A 16,629-nucleotide genomic window follows, 5' to 3' on the forward strand; every position below is an offset into this window, starting at 1 on the left:
GTCCCCTGTACCCCGGAAACGTGACGTCTTGTCCCGGTTTTCCGGGCTTCGATACCGGAGCGGATCCGGAGAACCCGTGAATCAACGGGGCTCGCTGGTGGGCGGCGGCGGGCGCCCGTAGCGTTGACCCGCAAGCAGATGTACCCCAGAACGTGAAGGAGCAGGGCCATGACGATCATCAGCCACGACGTGCACCAGGTCGAGGTGACGCTGGACACCGACACGGTGAACACGATCGCCGTCCTCGAGGCCCAGGTGGCCCACACTCCTTCCCGCGCCTCCCTCTCGTGGTCCGAGGTCGAACCCGGCCTCTGGTCCGCCAACTACGGCGGCTACTTCGGTGGCACGGTCGACAAGCGCGACGGGCACTACTTCGTGTCCGACACGTTCGGCCAGTACGTCGGGGACTTCCGCTCGCTGGAGGACGCACAGTCGCGTCTCGCCGAGCGTCTGCACATCGTGCTCCCGTCCGTCATCCGACCGGTCGACTGACCGGCACTGACGCAACTGACCGGCACTGACGCAACTGGTCACGGTCACCCGACCACGAGGGATCGAGCGCAGCAGCGAAGCACCACCCGGAGCATGACCTCCGGAACCGCATGACCGAGGCCCCGCCGGAACACCGGCGGGGCTTTGACGTTGGCCCAGGGCGACCCCAGTCTGGGGGCCTGTACCCCGTTCTTCCAGGTTGGTCCCCCCTATTGGGGACGCTTCGTGTCCCCATCAATGCGGACAAGGCTGTCAGGATCAGGCTCGGCGCAGACGGTTGTTCTCCGATTCCCTCGGGTCCTCGAGCGCGCCAGGTTCGCTGTCTCGACCCGAAAGTGACTGATGCTGCCTGCTTCCCACGGCTCTGCCGTGCCCCGCCGCACGTCCGGCCTCCGCCCCCTCGCGATGCTGGGCGCCGCGCTGCTCGTCGGTGCCGGTCTGAGCGCGGCCGCCGTCGTCTCGGCCGCGCCCGCCTCCGCCGCGGTGCAGGCGACGCAGGACAGCCACTTCGTCTGCGACCAGAACACGCTGTACGCGACGAACAGCGCCGGTAAGGTCATCGCGATCGACATCACGTCGGGGAGCAGCAAGGGCACGACCATCGACGTCGCCGACCTCGGCGAGCAGGCGAACAACGGCCTCGGCATCTCCCGCGAGGGCGCGTCGATGTTCGCCGCCGCAAACGGCAAGAACGCAACGCTGCGGTCCTTCGACCCGAAGACGAACACCGCGTCCGCGCCGGTGACGACCGACAAGGTCCGCCCGGTCATCCGCGGTGCGGTCAACCCGGTCACCGGCTTCTACTACTACGGCGACAACACCGGCGCGCTGATGGCGTACGACCCGGCGACTGGCAAGGCGATCGGGCAGGTCGGGCAGATCAACGGCCTGAAGTCCGGCAACGGCGACTTCGCGTTCAGCTCCCGCGGCCTGTTCTTCGTCGTCGCGGCCGACAAGGTCTACCGCGTCGACACCGAGACCGTCCCCACCACCGCGGGCACGACGGCGCTGACCACCACCGAGATCGCGACGCTGCCGGCCGGCACGAACAGCCCGGGCATCGCGTTCTCGTCCGACGGCTACCTCTACGTCTCGAACTCGGTCACGACCGGCACCGCGCCGAACACCACCACGACCACGACGCTCATGCAGCTCGACCCGACCTCGGGCACCCAGGTCCGGAGCTTCCCGGTCGTCGGCAACTACGGCGCCAGCGACTTGGCGACCTGCAACTACGCCGACACGGTCACCGGCCGCGCGAGCGTCGACCAGCGGTGGAAGTCGACCGACCAGTTCGGGCTCTCGATCACCGGCGACGGCATCACCGCGACGAGCAAGGGCACCAGCGCCAGCACCACGGGCAGCGCCACCGGTCTGCAGGACCAGAAGGCCGGCGCGATCCTCACGACGCCGGGCAAGAAGTACACGGTCGCGCAGACCGCCGTCGGCACCACCGACCTGGCGAACTACACGACCACGTGGAAGGCCGTCGACGTCAACAGCGGCACCGCCGTCGCATCCGGGTCCGGTCAGACCGCCGCGTTCACGTTCCCGCAGGCCGTGGGCAGCGACGGCACCGACGTCGTCGTCACGTTCACGAACATGCTCAAGCTCGTGCACGGCTCGACCACGTCCGACACCTACTCGACGCCGGTCGACACCACCCTCACGGTCCCCGCACCCGCCGGCGTGCTCGCGAACGACAGGGGCACCGGGATGACGGTCACGAAGCACACCGACCCGACCAACGGCACCCTGACGATGACCGGCACGGACGGTGGCTTCTCGTACGTGCCGAAGGCGGGAGCCTCGGGCACCGACCAGTTCGACTACACCGCGACCGACGGCAGCGGGCAGACCTCGACCAGCACCGTGACGATCACGGTCACCCCGACCGCCACCGACGACGCGTTCAGCGTGCAAGCCGGCGCCACCGTCACCGCGGACGCCGCCCGCGGCCTGCTCGGCAACGACCACGGCTCCGGCCTGACGATCGCCGGCAACTCGACGCCGGACCACGGCTCCCTGACGCTCGCCGGCAACGGGGCCTACGCCTACACGCCCGACGACCACTTCTCGGGCACGGACTCCTTCACGTACACGGCGAAGGACGCCTCCGGTGCGACGATCACCGGCACGGTCAGCATCACGGTCCTGCCGACCGCGAAGGCCGACACCATCACCGCCACCGCCAGTCAGACCACGACGGTCGCAGCCCCCGGGCTGCTCGGCAACGACCTCGGCACCGGCCTGACCGTCTCCGGCAACACCTCCCCCGGGCACGGCACCGTCTCGGTCGGCACGGACGGCACCACCACCTACACTCCCGCACCCGGCTACTCCGGACCGGACGCCTTCGACGTGACGATCACCGACGGCAACGGAAAGTCCGACACCGTCACGACCACCGTCCGCGTCGCCCCCAAGGCCACGGACGACACCGCGGCGGTCGACGCCGGCAGCTCGGTCAGCACCACCACCCGGGCGACGGGCGTCCTGGGCAACGACTCCGGCACCGCCCTGACGATCACGAACTCCACGACGCCGGACCACGGCACGCTGGTGCTCGACGCCTCGACCGGCACGTACACGTACACGCCGACCGCGGGCTTCTCCGGCACCGACCGCTTCGGCTACACCGCGACCGACAAGTCCGGTGCGACCACGTCCGCCACGATGACCATCACCGTCCGCCCCGCCGCCACGGCCGACACCGTGACGACGCCCGCCGACCACCCCGTCGTCGTCGACGTGCAGGCGAACGACCACGGCACCGGCCTGACCACCACAGTCGTCGGCCAGCCCGCGCACGGCACCGTCGCGATCGCCACCGACGGCACGGTCCAGTACACGCCTGCCGCCGGTACCTCGGGGACCGACTCCTTCACCTACACCGTGACCGACGCCGCCGGCCGGACCACCGCCCCGGTGACCGTCACCGTCTCCGTGACGCCCGTCGCGACGGACGACAGCCAGGCCACGCAGGCCACGAAGCCGCTGTCGATCCCGGCCGCGACCTTGCTCGGCAACGACTCCGGCACCGGCCTGACGATCACCAAGGCCGTCGGCACGTCCCACGGCGACGTGACGCTCGGCACGGACGGCACGATCAGCTACACGCCGGCGCCCGGGTTCTCGGGGACCGACACCGTCACGTACACGGTGACCGACGCCTCCGGGCAGTCGACCACCGCGACGATCACGGTCGTCGTCGGCCCGATGGCCGTGCGCGACACCGCGACCGCCACCGCCGGCGCGACCCTGACGGTCGCGAAGGCCGACGGCGTGCTCGCGAACGACAAGGGCGCGGACCTGACCGCGAAGGTCGACCGTGCCCCGACGAACGGCACGCTCGACCTGCACGCCGACGGCTCGTACACGTACACGCCCGCTGACGGGTTCTCCGGCACCGACCGCTTCACCTACACGGCGACCGACGGCTCGGGCCGCACGTCCACCGGATCCGTCACCGTCACCGTGCGGCCGGAGGCCCAGGACGACCGCCTCACCACGACGGCCGGCAGCCCGCTCGTCGTCACCTCCGGCACCCTCACCGGCAACGACGCGGGCACCGGCCTGACCGTCACCGCCGTGACCGGCGGCACGCGCACCGCCGTCGTGCTCGGCGCGGACGGTTCGATCACTATCACGCCGGCCGACGGCACCTCGGGCACCGACTCGTTCACCTACACGGTGACCGACGCCGCCGGGAACACCAGCAGCGCCACCGTGCGGATCACCGTCGCCCCGGTCGCGACCGACGACTCCGGAGCCGTCCGTGCGGGGGAGACCCTCACCCGCACGACCCGCGCCACCGGGATCCTCGGCAACGACCGCGGCACCGACCTGACCATCACCCGGCACACCGAACCGGGCCACGGCGTCCTGGTCCTCGACGACACCACCGGCGCCGTCAAGTACACGCCGGTCGACGGGTTCTCCGGCGACGACTCGTTCACCTACACGGTGACCGACACCGCCGGCACGCCGGCGACCGCCACGATGACCCTCGTCGTCACCCCGACGACCGCGGACGACCGGGCGACGACCTCGGCGAACTGGCCGGTCACGATCGACGTCCAGGCGAACGACTCCGGCGTCGGCCTCCACACCGAGCTCGTCGGGGCCCCCGCACACGGCAGCGCCGTGCTCGAGCGGGACGGCAGGGTCACCTACACGCCGGCAGCCGGGACCTCGGGGACGGACACGTCCACCTACCGGGTGACGGACGCGAGCGGACGTTCGAGCGGGCTGTCGACGGTGACCGTCACGGTCCTCCCGGTCGCCATGGCCGACACCGTCGGGACCGCAGCCGGCAGGCCCGTGTCGATCCCGGCGGCCACGCTGCTCGGCAACGACTCCGGCACCGGTCTGACCGTCACGAAGGCCGGCGGCGCCGACCACGGCGACGTGGTCCTCGGTGCCGACGGCACGATCCGCTACACGCCGCAGCCCGGGTTCTCGGGGACGGACACCGTCACGTACACGGTGACCGACGCCTCCGGGCAGTCCGCGACCGCGACGGTCATCGTCGTGGTGGGGCCGATGGCGATGCCCGACAGCGCGACCGCGACGGCCGGATCGACGCGCACCGTCTCGAAGGCGGACGGCGTCCTGGGCAACGACCGGGGCACCGGGCTCACCGCCACGGTCGACCGGGCACCGGCACAGGGCACGCTCGACCTGCACGCCGACGGCTCGTACACGTACACGCCGGCCGACGGGTTCTCCGGCACCGACCGTTTCACCTACACGGTGACCGACGGCTCCGGGAAGAAGGCGACCGGCACCGTCACCGTCACTGTGCGGCCCGCTGCCGGGGACGACACCCGCACCACCAGCGCCGGCCAACCGGTCACCGCGACCTCGGCCGCGTTGACCGCGAACGACTCCGGCACCGGCCTGCACGTCACCGACGTCACCGACGGCGCGCACGGCACCGCCACGGTCGACGCCGACGGCACCGTCACCTACGTGCCCGCCGCCGGCTGGTCCGGCACCGACACCGTCACCGTCACCGTGACCGACGCGATCGGCAACACCGCGACGAGCACCCTCACCATCACGGTGGACCCGGTGCTCGCCGCGCCCGACGCCAGCGCCACGGCCGACGGCCAGCTCGTCGTCCCCGCCGGACAGGGCGTCCTCACCGGCGCCACCGGCACCGACCTCGAGGTCACCGGTCACGGCGCCCCCGACCACGGCACCGTCGAGGTCGGCGGGGACGGCTCGTACACGTACACCCCGGCACCGGGCTACTCCGGCCCGGACGGGTTCGACGTGACCGTGACCGACGGCAGCGGCGGGACCACCACCGGCACCGTGACGATCACCGTCGCCCCGAAGTCCGTCGACGACACCGCCACCACGACGGCCGACGCCCCGGTCGCCGTCGTCGTCATCGCGAACGACTCCGGCACCAGCCTGCGCGTCAGCGGTGTCGGCACGGCCGCACACGGAACGGTGAGCGTCACCGGAGGCGGGACCGTCACGTACGTCCCCGCCGCCGGGTACTCCGGCACCGACACCTTCCGGTACACCGTGGTCGACCCCACCGGGGGCACCGCCTCGGCATCCGTCACCGTCACCGTCACCCCGACGGCCACGGGCGACGTCCTGCGCACCGCCGGTGGGACCCCGCTGGTCATCGCCGGCACCGCCCTCACCGGGAACGACTCAGGCACCGGCCTCACCGTCACCGGACACGGCGATGCCAGGCACGGGACCGTCACCGTCGGCACCGACGGTGGGCTCGTCTACACGCCGGCCACCGGCTTCTCCGGGACCGACCGCTTCACCTACACGGTGACCGACGCCTCCGGGCGGACGACGACGGCCACCGTCACCGTCCTGGTCGGCGCCGTCGCGGTCGACGACTGGAGCACCACGAAGACCAACGGCGTCGTCCGCATGGCCCGCGCCCACGGTGTCCTGGCCGACGACTCCGGCACCGGACTGTGGGCCTCGGTCGACGTCCACCCGCAGCACGGCACGCTCCGGCTCGCGAAGGACGGCGCGTACGTCTACTCCCCGTCCGCGAACTGGTCCGGCCGCGACTGGTTCACCTACACGGCCCACGACGCCGAGGAGAACACCGCCGTCGCCCTGGTCGCGATCGACGTCACCCCGACCGCGACCGCCGACACCGCCCGCACCACCGCGGGTGCCGCGGTCACCGTCCGCGGCCCGGGCGTGCTCGGCAACGACCGCGGAACGGCGATGACCGTCGTCTCCGTCGGGAACGCCGCGCACGGCACCGCCACCATCGCCGCCGACGGCACGTTCGTCTACACGCCAGCCGCCGGGTTCTCCGGCACCGACACCGTGCCGTACACGGCTCGGGACGCCAGCGGGCAGACCGTCGACACCACCGTCACCGTCACGGTCGGCATCACCGCGACGGACGACTCCGGTCGCACGATCGCCGGGACGGCGCTCGCCGTCGACGCCCGCCACGGGCTGCTCCGCAACGACTCCGGCACCGGGCTCACCACGAGCCTCGCCCGGAAGGCGGCACACGGCACCGTCCGGGTGCAGGCGGACGGCTCGTACGTCTACACGCCGGCCGCCGGGTTCACCGGACGCGACACGTTCGTGTACACGGCGACCGACGCCTCCGGGCAGTCCACCCGTGCGACCGCGACCATCACGGTCGTCGCGAAGGCCGTCGCCACCGACGACCGGGGCACCGGCCGCACCGGGCGCACCGTCACCGTCGAGCCGCTCGACAACGACAGCCCCACCGGTGGCGCCACCTTCGACACCGACACGCTCCACCTGGTCGACCCCGACACCGGGCACATGACCGACCGGGTCGCCGTCCGCGGCGCGGGCACCTGGCACGCCGAGGACGGGGTCGTCACCTTCACGCCGGCGCGCGGGTTCCACGGCACCCAGGCGATCGACTACACGGTGCAGGACAGCGCCGGACAGGTCGTCATCGCGACGATCACCGTCACCTACCCGGTCGGGATCGCGGCCGTCGCCCACGTGGCGCAGCTCGCCTTCACGGGCAGCACGGGCCTCGCGGGACTCGGGCTCGGCGCGCTCGCGCTGCTGCTCGCCGGGGCGGCGTTGCTGCTGCGGCGGCGGATGGTGGCCCAGGGGCCGGCGGGGGCGGCCGGGCCGGTCGGGCCGCGGCGGCGCCGGTAGGCGTCGCGGCGGCGCCGGAAGGCGTCGGTCAGGACAGCCGTGCCGGACGGGAGGCCCGGATCACGTGAGCGGGAACGCGCACCTGATCCGGGCCTCCCGTCCGTCCGCGACGGGTGCGGTGCCGCCGGTCAGTCGGTGCGGAGGGTGTCGTTCCCGTCGGACGGCACCGGCTCGACCGGGGTCCAGCCGTACCAGCGGCCGTCGATCTCGGTCGTGAGGCGTCCGTCGCCGCAGGTGACGAGCGAGGAGGTCGGCAGCTTCTCCGGCAGGAACCCCGCGGTCATCGCCGGCCCGCCCTTCGCGCCGTCGACCGGTTCGCAGGCGCTCGTGTCCACGCCGTCGGCCGAGGTGAAGCCGATCACGTAGCCCGGCTTGCTCGTGTCGAGCCGGACGTCGATGTCCTCCGCATCCGCCGGCACCCACTTCGGCATGAACCAGGCGAGGTCCTCCGAGTTCGCCTTCGAGGGGGCATCGGCGTAGGCGTCGTAGTGCTCCTGCTGTTCGGGCAGGTACGGCTTGACGACACTGCAGCCGGCGAGGGCCAGGACGATGACGCCCATGCCGAGGACGCCGACCGCGGAGGTCAGGGCCGAACGCTCGGAACGGGTGGTGGGCTGCGAGGTGTCGATCGTGGTGGGGTGCTGCGTCGAGGTCATGTGTCCATCGTCTCGGCGGCCGTCCGGCCGGAGAATGCGGCCACCTCCCGGATGTGGGTGGGGTTGACCCCCGGGCAGTCGGGCTACGCTGCGGGCATGGCTGACGACCCGATGAGCGCCCTGTTCTCGAGTGCGACGACCGCGGTGGCGGGCGGCGGGGACGCCCGTCGGGCAGTCGGACTCGTGGGGCTCCTCGGACTGCTCACCGCGATCGTGTCGGGGGTCGGAGCGGTGGTGGTGGCGGTCGGCGTGTTCGTCGTCGTGCTCGGGCCGATCCTCCTGGCCTGGTCGGGTGTGCTGTTCGACGGGACGCCGGGGCCCTGACGGTCGGTCCTCGTCCCTCGCGAGCTGCTCCCTGAGCCTCGACCCACGGAGCGGGAGCGATCAGAACAGCGGCTCGATGAGGTGTGGCCCGTCGTTCCGCACGCTGTTGACCGTCCGGGCGACCTCGTACTGCTCGAGGCCCGCCGCGACCTCCAGCGACTCACGGTCGAGCAGCGCGAGCAGGTCGTTCGTGCCGGCACCGTCGCCGAGCCAGGTCTCGTAGCCGTCGGGCGTGAGGAACGCCGGCATCCGATCGTGCACCTCACCCGGAGCGACATGGGCGTCACGGGTGATGATCGCGAGCGACAGCCGCCACTTGTCCGGGTCGTCCTCGGGCTTCGTGGGGTCGGGCCAGGCGCTGACGACACCGGCCATCGCGAGGGCTCCGCCGGGCTCGTGGACGAAGTGCGGCTCCTTGCCGTCCTCGCGGACCACCCACTCGTAGTAGCCCTGCGCGGGGACGATGCACCGGTTCGTCGCGAACGCACGCTTGAACATGCCGCTCGTCGCCACGGTCTCGATGCGCGCGTTGATCGGCTTCGGTCGCTGCTTCTGGAAGTCCTTCGCCCAGCTCGGCACGAAGCCCCAGCTGATCTGGGGGAGTTCGCGCTGCCCGTGCCGCTGCCGGACCGCGTACACGGGGTCGGTCGGCGCGACGTTCCAGCTCGGCGCGAGGCCGGCGTGGACCTCGCCGGTGTCCTCGTCGACGTGCTCGGTGCGCGCGGCGAGTTCGCCGACGAGTTCGGGGAGCAGGTCAGCGGTGGTGTCGGAGACGACGAAGCGGCCACACATGCGACCAGTGTGCACGGAGCCGCCGACGTCGGTACGGGCTCAGCCTGGTCCGCTTGACTGACGGCCGTGCAGACCCTCATCGTCACCGCCCACCCCGATCCGGACTCGCTCACCGCGGGCATCGCCCGACAGCTGCAGGACGCCCTGCACCCCGGCGAGGTCGAGCTGGTCGACCTCGCTGCCGAGGGGTTCGACCCGCGGTTCCGTCCGGCGGACCGGGACGCCTACCGCGGCACCGGTGCGCTCCCCGACGACGTCGTCCGCGAGCAGCGGCGGCTCGACGCCAGCGACCACCTCGTGCTGGTGTTCCCCGTGTACTGGTGGTCGATGCCGGCGCTCCTGAAGGGCTGGGTCGACCGCGTCTTCGTCAACGGTTGGGCGTTCGACGTCGACCCGGCCGGTGGGACGCGCCGGAACCTCGGGCGGCTCACCGTGCACCTGCTGCCGGTCGCCGGTGACGCTGCCGGGACGTACGAGCGGCACGGCTACGAGCAGGCGATCCGGACGCAGATCGAGCACGGGATCGTCGACTACTGCGGGGCGGTCCGTGGAGCGACGGTGTTCGTGTACGAGTCCGAACAGGACGACGACGTGGCCCGCCGAGCCCTCGTCGACGACGCCGTCGATCGGATCGCACGGGCCGTCACCGGTGCTGCAGTCGTCGTCGGTGCCGACGCTCAGAGCACGGAGTAGCCGGGCGGCAGGGACCCCCGACCGGTCAGGGCGGCGAGCAGCAGCGCACCGTCGCCGCGGCGCGCCCCGACCTCGGCGAGCAGCAGGGTGGCGGCGACCACCGCCTCCGCCGGCGGGGAGGCCGAGACGGGAGCACCGGCTGCCGTCGCGGCACGTGCGACGTCGCCGCCGTGCACGACCAACTCGACGATGCGGGTGCGCAGGTACTCCTCGACCGGCAGGAGCAGACCGCCGACCACCGAGATGCGGGTGCCCGACGGGACCGCCGCGAGGACAGCCAGGGCCTGGTCGCGAGCGGCCGTCACCGCGGCCTCCGGGTCGGTCCCGAGTGCTGCGCCGGCGGCGACACCGCGGGCCGCCACCTCGTCCGGGTCGGTCGCCGTGCGGGTCGCGGCCTGGAGGTACTCGGCCGCGTCGTCGAGGACCGTTCCGGACGTGGACGTGGACGTGGTCGGATCGGCGTCCTGCTCGATCGTGGTGGCGGCGTACGTCGACACCGTCACGAGGGCACGGTTCGTGTGCCCGACGAGCGCCCGGAGGTCCCAGACCCCGAGCGCGGGGGATGACCAGAGGGCCGGATCCGCCACGGGGGAGGGCAGCGCGGTGACGAGGTCCACGAACGACTGGGCGGTCGCGGCGAAGAGTGCTCGGGTGTCCACGGCTCATCCTGCCGTGGCAGGTGGCTGCCGTGGCAGGTGCTCGCCGTCCGGTCAGTCGTCGGGGAGGCCGACCTTCGAGCCCGACGGGAAGCGGTTGCGGCCGGTCGGGGTGGTCGACCTGAGCTCGGACGGCGGGAGGGCAGTAGCGGCCCGGTGAGCCCGCTCCGCTCGTCCGAGGCGGGTGACGTACGTCGGGATGAGCGAGGTGTACCCGGCGACGAGGATGAAGTTCAGCCCGTGCCCGTCGCTCGCGACCAGCCCCGTGATCGCGAGCAGTGCGACGCCGATCAGTCCGGGGCTCGCGCGGACGACGTCGACCACCAGGGTCCGTCGCATCAGGGCCGTGTCCTGCAGCACGGCGTCGCGGTCCTCGGGGAGCACCTGCGGCATGCTTCGACGCAGGTACCGCTGGACGGAGTCGCGCGCAACACGCATCGTGTCCGGACGCACCTGCCTGCCGTTGATGGTGGCCGGCGGGTCAGCGGTCTGCTTCACGGGGAAGCAGGACATCGTCAGCAACCCGGCTGCCAGTGCGGTGGACACGACGACCACGGTGGAGCGCGCCGTCCCCGCGCCGGCCCATCCCGTCTGTGCTGCGGTCACCCCGAGCACCGTCGCTGCCACGACGCCGACGACGAGCCCGAACGTCACCGCCCGGCGGAAGCGCTCCAGCGACACGTCCTCACGGAACCGCGCACGCAACACCTGCCACCCCAGTCTGAACACGTGCCATGTCTACCCGCTCGCGCTGCGGATGGCTCGTGCCCGTCGGATGACCGTGGGACGGTCCTCGCGCGCCCGGGCCGGTCGTGCCTCCCGGCTGATCTCCCTGGTGCGGTGACGAGGTCAGGCCGTCGTCCTCGGGGAAGAGTCGGCCAGGCGCAGGACCGTCTGCCTCGGCAGCAGTGGCGCGATGCGGCTGGTCCGCGTGTTCGCACTGCCCGACACGGCACTGACCGGGGGCGTCGGCTTGTCGAGGGCTCGGAACGCCGCAGCAACGACCTGCTCGGGCGTCTCGAACCGCACCCGGCCCTCGTCCGTGCCGGAGTTCCGGTAGAACTCGGTCTTCGTCGGACCGGGCGAGAAGGCCATGACGGTGACCCCGGAGTCGCGCAACTCGTACGCCAGCGCCTCGGTGAACCGCAGGACGAAGGCCTTCGAGGCTGCGTAGACCGCCATCCCCGGCGTCGGCATGTAGGCCGTGAGACTCGCGACGTTGAGGAGCACGCCCCGACTCGAGGACACGAGCCGCGGGAGGAACGCGCGGCACACGTCGACGACGGCGTCGATGTTGACGGCGAGCTGGTCCCCGAGTTCAGACGGCGTGCTGTCCACGAAGTCACGGGTCAGACCGATGCCGGCGCAGTTCACCACCGTGTCCACGCGGACGCCGAGTCGGTCGAGTTCGGTGAGCAGACGCGTGCCGCTCGCCGGCTGCGCGAGGTCGAGCGGCACGACCGTCACCACCCGTCCGTGGTCCGATCGGAGCGACTGTGCCAGCTCCTCGAGGACGTCGGCTCGGCGCGCGACCAGCACCAGGTCGGCTCCGCGCGCGGCCAGGGCGCGGGCGAACTCCCGTCCGATGCCGGAACTCGCGCCGGTGACGAGCGCGGTCGTGTCGGTGTGGTCCATGCCTGCTCCTTCTGGTTGACAGGTGTAAACCTAGGCGGCTGGTTGACGGGTGTCAACCGCGCGCTCGTGCAACAGTTGCTCCATGACGAACACGTCGCGCACCCGCACGGGCGACCAGCTGCGTGACGACCTCCTCGCGGCCGCGACGGACCTGTTGTCGCAGCGCCTGGCCGTCACCCCACCGTCACTGCGCGAGACCGCGCGTGCGTGCGGGGTGTCAGCGACCGCCGTGTACCGGCACTTCCCGTCCCAGCAGGCGCTGCTCATCGCCGTGGCCACCCAGAGCCTCACCGCGCTCACAACGGCGATCGAGGCCGCAGGCGCGAGCGCCTCGACCGACGACGATCGCGCCGCTGCCCTGCGGACCACCGCGAGCGCGTACGTGACGTGGGCGGTCGCGAACCCCGGCGCGTACCAGCTGCTGTTCGAGGGACGTGATCTGCTGGAGGACCCGGTGACGATCGAGTCCGGGATCGACCGACTACAGAGCCGCCTCGATGCCCTCCTCGTCGGCTTGCCTGCTGGCGATCGGGACGAGCGGTTGCAGGCCGACCTGCTCTGGATCTCCCTGCACGGCCTGGTCGTCACCCGCATCCGGAAGACCCGGCAGCAGTGGCAGCGCTCGGTGGTCGAGGACGCCACCGCGCTCGTCGACACCTTCATCGGCTGAACCCGGTCGCGGGGCCCTCGCAGGTGCGGGGCCCTCGCGGGTGCGGGGCCCTCGCCTGCGAGGAGCCCGGACACGCCCGGCGCTGTGCGCGGGCCGAGCCGGTGAACAGCCCACCCCCGGGCCTCCCCAGCGAGCGTCCAGCCACTCCCGGTGATCTGGTCGGATGAGTCTCGACATCGTCTACACCGCAGCCGCCCACGCCACCGGAGGCGGCCGCGACGGACACGTCCGCACCGAGGACGACCGGATCGACCTCGACACCCGACCGCCGAAGGAGATGGGCGGCAGCGGCGAGGGCACCAACCCCGAGCAGCTCTTCGCCGCCGGGTACGCGGCCTGCTTCCTCGGCGCCCTGCACGCCGCCGGCCGCGAGCTGACGCTGGACACCACCGGCGCCGAGGTCTCCGCCGAGGTCAGCATCGGCGGCAACGGCTCGGGCGGGTTCGGACTGGCGGTGGGCTCGACGTCTACGCGCCGAGCGTCGCCGGACCTGAGCGGCAGCGGCTGGTCGAACTCGCGCACACCATCTGCCCGTACTCGAACGCCACGCGGGGCAACATCACGGTGACGCTGTCGCTCGTCGACTAGGTCCTGCTGCGTCGGGGGTGGGGCGTCTGCGGTTGGAGGTGAGACGCCGGCGTCTGGTCGAGACGCCGTGCTCATGCCGAGACGCCTCCGTGGCCGGCGGCGTCTCGCGCGTGGGGCGGCGTCTCGCGCAGACAGGGGCGTCTCGCGCACACGGGGGCGTCCTGAGGCCGTGCGGCGGCGGGCGGGGGCTGCCTAGGCTGGTGCGGTGCCGACCGACCGCTGCCCCTGCCTGAGTGGCAACCCCTACGACGAGTGCTGCGGCCCGCTCCACGCCGGCGCTCCTGCACCGACCGCCGAGCGGCTGATGCGGTCGCGGTTCTCGGCCTTCGCGCTCGGCCTGCCCGAGTACCTGCTGCGCAGCTGGCACCCACGTACCCGGCCAGCGTCGCTCGACCTGGACCCCGGGCAGCGCTGGACGCGGCTCGACATCGTCGGCACCCGGTCGGGAGGCCCGTTCGACTCCGCCGGCACCGTCACGTTCCGCGCGTGGTGGCGCTCCGACACCGAGCGCGGGACCCTCGAGGAGACGAGCGACTTCGTCCGCGAGGGCGGGCACTGGTACTACGTCGACGGCGTCGTGGTGTGACGTTCGCTGGCCCCCACTGGTGCGTGTGAGACGCCGGCGTCTGTGCGCGACGCCGCTGAGCGCCCGAGACGCCTCCGGGGTCGGCGGTGTCTCAGCTGCTCGGCGGCGTCGCGCGCAGACGGGTCCGTCTCGGGAACGCCTGCGCGCCGCCCCGTCAGCCGATCGTCTCCGGCAGGCCCACGGCAGCGCGCATCGCTCGGCGGACCTCGGCCTCGTCCGGCAGCAGCTCGTCCTCGTCCCCGGTCAGGAAGAAGCGGATCTGCCCGATCGCCTGCTCGCTGAGCATGTCGAGGCCGTTCAGCACCCGACCACCCGCGGCCGTCCACGCCGTCGAGGCCCGGGTCGGCCACGGCTCGTACGCCACGTCGAACAGCACCGCGTCCGGCCCGGACGGCACGAGGGGTAGTTCGTCCGCCGCGCCTCCCGGCAGGGTCGACACCACGAAGCCGATCGGGTCCGCTGAGGCGAGATCCTGCAGGTCGTGCACCTCGAGCGTCACCCCGAGTCGGGCCGCGAGCAGCACCAGGCCACCCGCCTTGCCGGTGTCGCGCAGGAACACCCGCACCAGGTTCGCCCCGAGCCGGAGTGACGCGGTGAGGGCGCTCGCCGCCGTCGCGCCGCCGCCGAGGATCGTCGCCTCTCCCGGCACGTGCCCGAGCGCGGCGACCGGGCGGACGATGCCGGCGACGTCGGTGTTCGCTCCCGCCAGCACGATGGACGACCCCTCGCGACGGAACGCGACGGTGTTGGCGACACCGAGCTCGTCGACGAGCGGGGTCGTCCGGTCGAGCAGGGGCAGCACCTCGCGCTTCAACGGCATCGTCAGGCTGACGCCGCGCCACTCCGGACCGAGCCCCGAGACGAACGCGGCAAGCCCACCGGAGGCGACCTCGTGCCTCCCGTACGAGAACGGCAGCCCGAGCACGTCGTAGGCCGCAGCGTGCAGCGCGGGCGAGAGCGAGTGCGCGATCGGGGAGCCGAGCACGGCGAGCTCGGTGCGGTCGGCGTCGGGGAAGGTGAGGGCCACGGGCGCAGCCTATCCACGGGCGTCACACGAGCCTCCCGGGGGAGGAGCGCTTAGGTTAGGCTACCCTTCGTGATCCGTACCTCCCTCCCCAAGCGTCGCCTCGGGCGCGTGCTCGCCGCGGCCGGTGCCGTCGTCGCAGCCTCGCTCGTCCTGGCCGGCTGCTCCTCGTCGAGCCCCTCGTCCTCGTCGTCCTCCGCCGGTTCGTCTGACGGTGCGTTCCCGGTGTCCATCTCCACCGGTCTCGGCACCACGACGATCGACTCGGCGCCCAAGCGCGTCGTCGCCCTCGGCTGGGGAGACGCCGAGACGGCGCTCGAACTCGGCGTGCAGCCCGTCGGGGCCAGCGACTGGCTCGCCTTCGGTGGCGAGGGCGTCGGCCCCTGGCTGAAGGGTGCGTACGACAAGGCGCCGAAGATCATCAACACGCTCGAGCCCAGCTACGAGGAGATCCTCAAGCTCAAGCCCGACGTGATCCTCGACGTCAAGTCCTCGGGGGACAAGGACCGCTACGACAAGCTGTCCGCCATCGCCCCGACCGTCGCGATCCCGAAGGGCGGCGAGAACTACCTCGCCTCCACCACGGAGCAGGTCGACATGATCTCGAAGGCGCTCGGCAAGGAGACCGAGGGCAAGAAGCTCCTCAGCGACCTCGACGACTCCTACGCGGCAGCACGCAAGGCGCACCCCGATTTCGACGGCAAGACCGCCGCGATCGGCGCGTACACGTCCGAGGGCTTCGGCGTCTACGCCTCCCGCGACAGCCGTGCGACGTTCATGCAGAACCTCGGCTTCACGATCCCGAAGGCGATCGACGAGGCCGCCGGCAAGGAGTTCTCGGTCTCACTGTCGAACGAGAACCTCGACCTGCTCGACGCCGACCTGACCGTCGTGCTGCCGATCTACGTCGACGCGTCGAAGGCGAGTTCGGACCCGCTGTTCCAGAAGGTGCCGTCGGTCGAGGCCGGGCACTCCATCGTCATCGACGACTCGGACGTCTCCACGGCGTTCTCGCTCGGGACGACCGCGGCGATCGAGTGGGCACTGAAGCGCCTGCCGGACGAGTTCGCGAAGAAGCTCGGCTGACGCCAGGCGGCGCGGCGCGCTCGGCGCTGCGCTGCGCGCTTGCGCGGCTCCAGCCGGACCCGCACAACAGGAACCGGCCCGCACCACGGGATGTCGTGGTGCGGGCCGGTTCCGGTTGTGCGTGGACCCAGCCGCGCTGCCGGGCCAGCCGCGCTGCCGGGCCAGCCGCGCTGCCGGGCGTCAGCCGAGCTTCTTCGCGAACTCGTCCGGCAGGCGCTTCAGTGCCCACTCGATCGCCGCGGTCGTCCCGAGCGAGAACGCCGTGGAGACGTCCG

At 72.2% G+C, this 16,629-nt stretch carries 13 protein-coding genes and 1 pseudogene; 8 read left to right on the forward strand and 6 right to left on the reverse strand.

Going from position 1 to position 16,629, the window contains the following annotated elements:
- The first annotated feature begins 168 nt into the window (after positions 1-168).
- Positions 169-492, forward strand: coding sequence for a hypothetical protein (locus DEJ24_RS05025; protein WP_111077550.1), 324 nt, complete (start codon positions 169-171; stop codon positions 490-492).
- A gap of 369 nt (positions 493-861) precedes the next feature.
- On the forward strand, positions 862-7,644 hold the full coding sequence (locus DEJ24_RS05030; RefSeq protein WP_181436526.1) for an Ig-like domain-containing protein: 6,783 nt from the start codon (positions 862-864) through the stop codon (positions 7,642-7,644).
- Positions 7,645-7,772: 128 nt separating this feature from the next.
- Here DEJ24_RS05030 and DEJ24_RS05035 read toward each other — a convergent pair whose 3' ends face one another.
- Positions 7,773-8,300, reverse strand: a complete 528-nt coding sequence (locus DEJ24_RS05035; RefSeq protein ID WP_111077552.1) for a hypothetical protein — start codon at positions 8,298-8,300, stop codon at positions 7,773-7,775.
- A gap of 96 nt (positions 8,301-8,396) precedes the next feature.
- Here DEJ24_RS05035 and DEJ24_RS05040 point away from each other — a divergent pair, with 96 nt between their 5' ends.
- Complete coding sequence (locus DEJ24_RS05040; RefSeq protein ID WP_146245932.1) at positions 8,397-8,624, forward strand: hypothetical protein; 228 nt, start codon at positions 8,397-8,399, stop codon at positions 8,622-8,624.
- A gap of 60 nt (positions 8,625-8,684) precedes the next feature.
- Here DEJ24_RS05040 and DEJ24_RS05045 read toward each other — a convergent pair whose 3' ends face one another.
- A complete protein-coding gene (locus tag DEJ24_RS05045) occupies positions 8,685-9,416 on the reverse strand; it encodes an SOS response-associated peptidase (RefSeq protein WP_111077554.1) in 732 nt (243 codons plus the stop codon).
- Between the two features lie 66 nt (positions 9,417-9,482).
- Here DEJ24_RS05045 and DEJ24_RS05050 point away from each other — a divergent pair, with 66 nt between their 5' ends.
- Complete coding sequence (locus DEJ24_RS05050; protein WP_111077555.1) at positions 9,483-10,109, forward strand: NAD(P)H-dependent oxidoreductase; 627 nt, start codon at positions 9,483-9,485, stop codon at positions 10,107-10,109.
- Here DEJ24_RS05050 and DEJ24_RS05055 read toward each other — a convergent pair.
- From DEJ24_RS05055 to DEJ24_RS05065, 3 genes are all read right to left on the reverse strand, one after another.
- Positions 10,094-10,768 carry a maleylpyruvate isomerase N-terminal domain-containing protein gene (locus DEJ24_RS05055; RefSeq protein WP_111077556.1) on the reverse strand — a complete coding sequence of 225 codons (675 nt, stop codon included), beginning with the start codon at positions 10,766-10,768 and terminating at the stop codon, positions 10,094-10,096. The genes DEJ24_RS05050 and DEJ24_RS05055 overlap by 16 nt on opposite strands.
- Before the next feature lie 51 nt (positions 10,769-10,819).
- Positions 10,820-11,494 (reverse strand): hypothetical protein, encoded by a 675-nt coding sequence (locus DEJ24_RS05060; protein ID WP_111077557.1) that lies wholly within the window; start codon positions 11,492-11,494, stop codon positions 10,820-10,822.
- Positions 11,495-11,614: 120 nt separating this feature from the next.
- Positions 11,615-12,400 (reverse strand): SDR family oxidoreductase, encoded by a 786-nt coding sequence (locus tag DEJ24_RS05065; RefSeq protein WP_111077558.1) that lies wholly within the window; start codon positions 12,398-12,400, stop codon positions 11,615-11,617.
- 82 nt (positions 12,401-12,482) lie between these two features.
- Between DEJ24_RS05065 and DEJ24_RS05070 the strand changes: the two genes are divergently transcribed.
- The 3 genes and pseudogenes from DEJ24_RS05070 (at position 12,483) to DEJ24_RS05080 (ending at position 14,244) form a co-directional block, all read left to right on the forward strand.
- Entirely contained in the window at positions 12,483-13,070 is a 588-nt protein-coding gene (locus tag DEJ24_RS05070; RefSeq protein WP_111077559.1) for a TetR/AcrR family transcriptional regulator, read from the forward strand.
- 163 nt (positions 13,071-13,233) lie between these two features.
- Positions 13,234-13,658 (forward strand): annotated as a pseudogene (locus DEJ24_RS05075) (organic hydroperoxide resistance protein).
- A 205-nt stretch (positions 13,659-13,863) separates the two neighbouring features.
- The gene (locus tag DEJ24_RS05080) at positions 13,864-14,244 is read left to right on the forward strand and encodes a YchJ family protein (RefSeq protein ID WP_111077560.1); all 381 of its coding nucleotides are present in this window, start codon (positions 13,864-13,866) and stop codon (positions 14,242-14,244) included.
- A 154-nt stretch (positions 14,245-14,398) separates the two neighbouring features.
- Here the strand turns inward: DEJ24_RS05080 and DEJ24_RS05085 are convergent, their stop codons facing one another.
- Positions 14,399-15,271 carry a shikimate dehydrogenase gene (locus DEJ24_RS05085; protein ID WP_111077561.1) on the reverse strand — a complete coding sequence of 291 codons (873 nt, stop codon included), beginning with the start codon at positions 15,269-15,271 and terminating at the stop codon, positions 14,399-14,401.
- A 69-nt stretch (positions 15,272-15,340) separates the two neighbouring features.
- Between DEJ24_RS05085 and DEJ24_RS05090 the strand changes: the two genes are divergently transcribed.
- Positions 15,341-16,354 (forward strand): iron-siderophore ABC transporter substrate-binding protein, encoded by a 1,014-nt coding sequence (locus DEJ24_RS05090; RefSeq protein ID WP_258374716.1) that lies wholly within the window; start codon positions 15,341-15,343, stop codon positions 16,352-16,354.
- Positions 16,355-16,629: the final 275 nt, after the last annotated feature.

It is taken from the genome of Curtobacterium sp. MCPF17_001 (assembly GCF_003234615.1).
In the GTDB taxonomy this organism is placed as follows: domain Bacteria; phylum Actinomycetota; class Actinomycetes; order Actinomycetales; family Microbacteriaceae; genus Curtobacterium.

Coding starts and splice junctions, on each gene's coding strand:
- DEJ24_RS05025 (WP_111077550.1), top strand. CDS start 169: ATGACGATCATCAGCCACGACGTGCACCAGGTCGAGGTGACGCTGGAC.
- DEJ24_RS05035 (WP_111077552.1), bottom strand. CDS start 8,300: ATGACCTCGACGCAGCACCCCACCACGATCGACACCTCGCAGCCCACC.
- DEJ24_RS05040 (WP_146245932.1), top strand. CDS start 8,397: ATGGCTGACGACCCGATGAGCGCCCTGTTCTCGAGTGCGACGACCGCG.
- DEJ24_RS05045 (WP_111077554.1), bottom strand. CDS start 9,416: ATGTGTGGCCGCTTCGTCGTCTCCGACACCACCGCTGACCTGCTCCCC.
- DEJ24_RS05065 (WP_111077558.1), bottom strand. CDS start 12,400: ATGGACCACACCGACACGACCGCGCTCGTCACCGGCGCGAGTTCCGGC.
- DEJ24_RS05070 (WP_111077559.1), top strand. CDS start 12,483: ATGACGAACACGTCGCGCACCCGCACGGGCGACCAGCTGCGTGACGAC.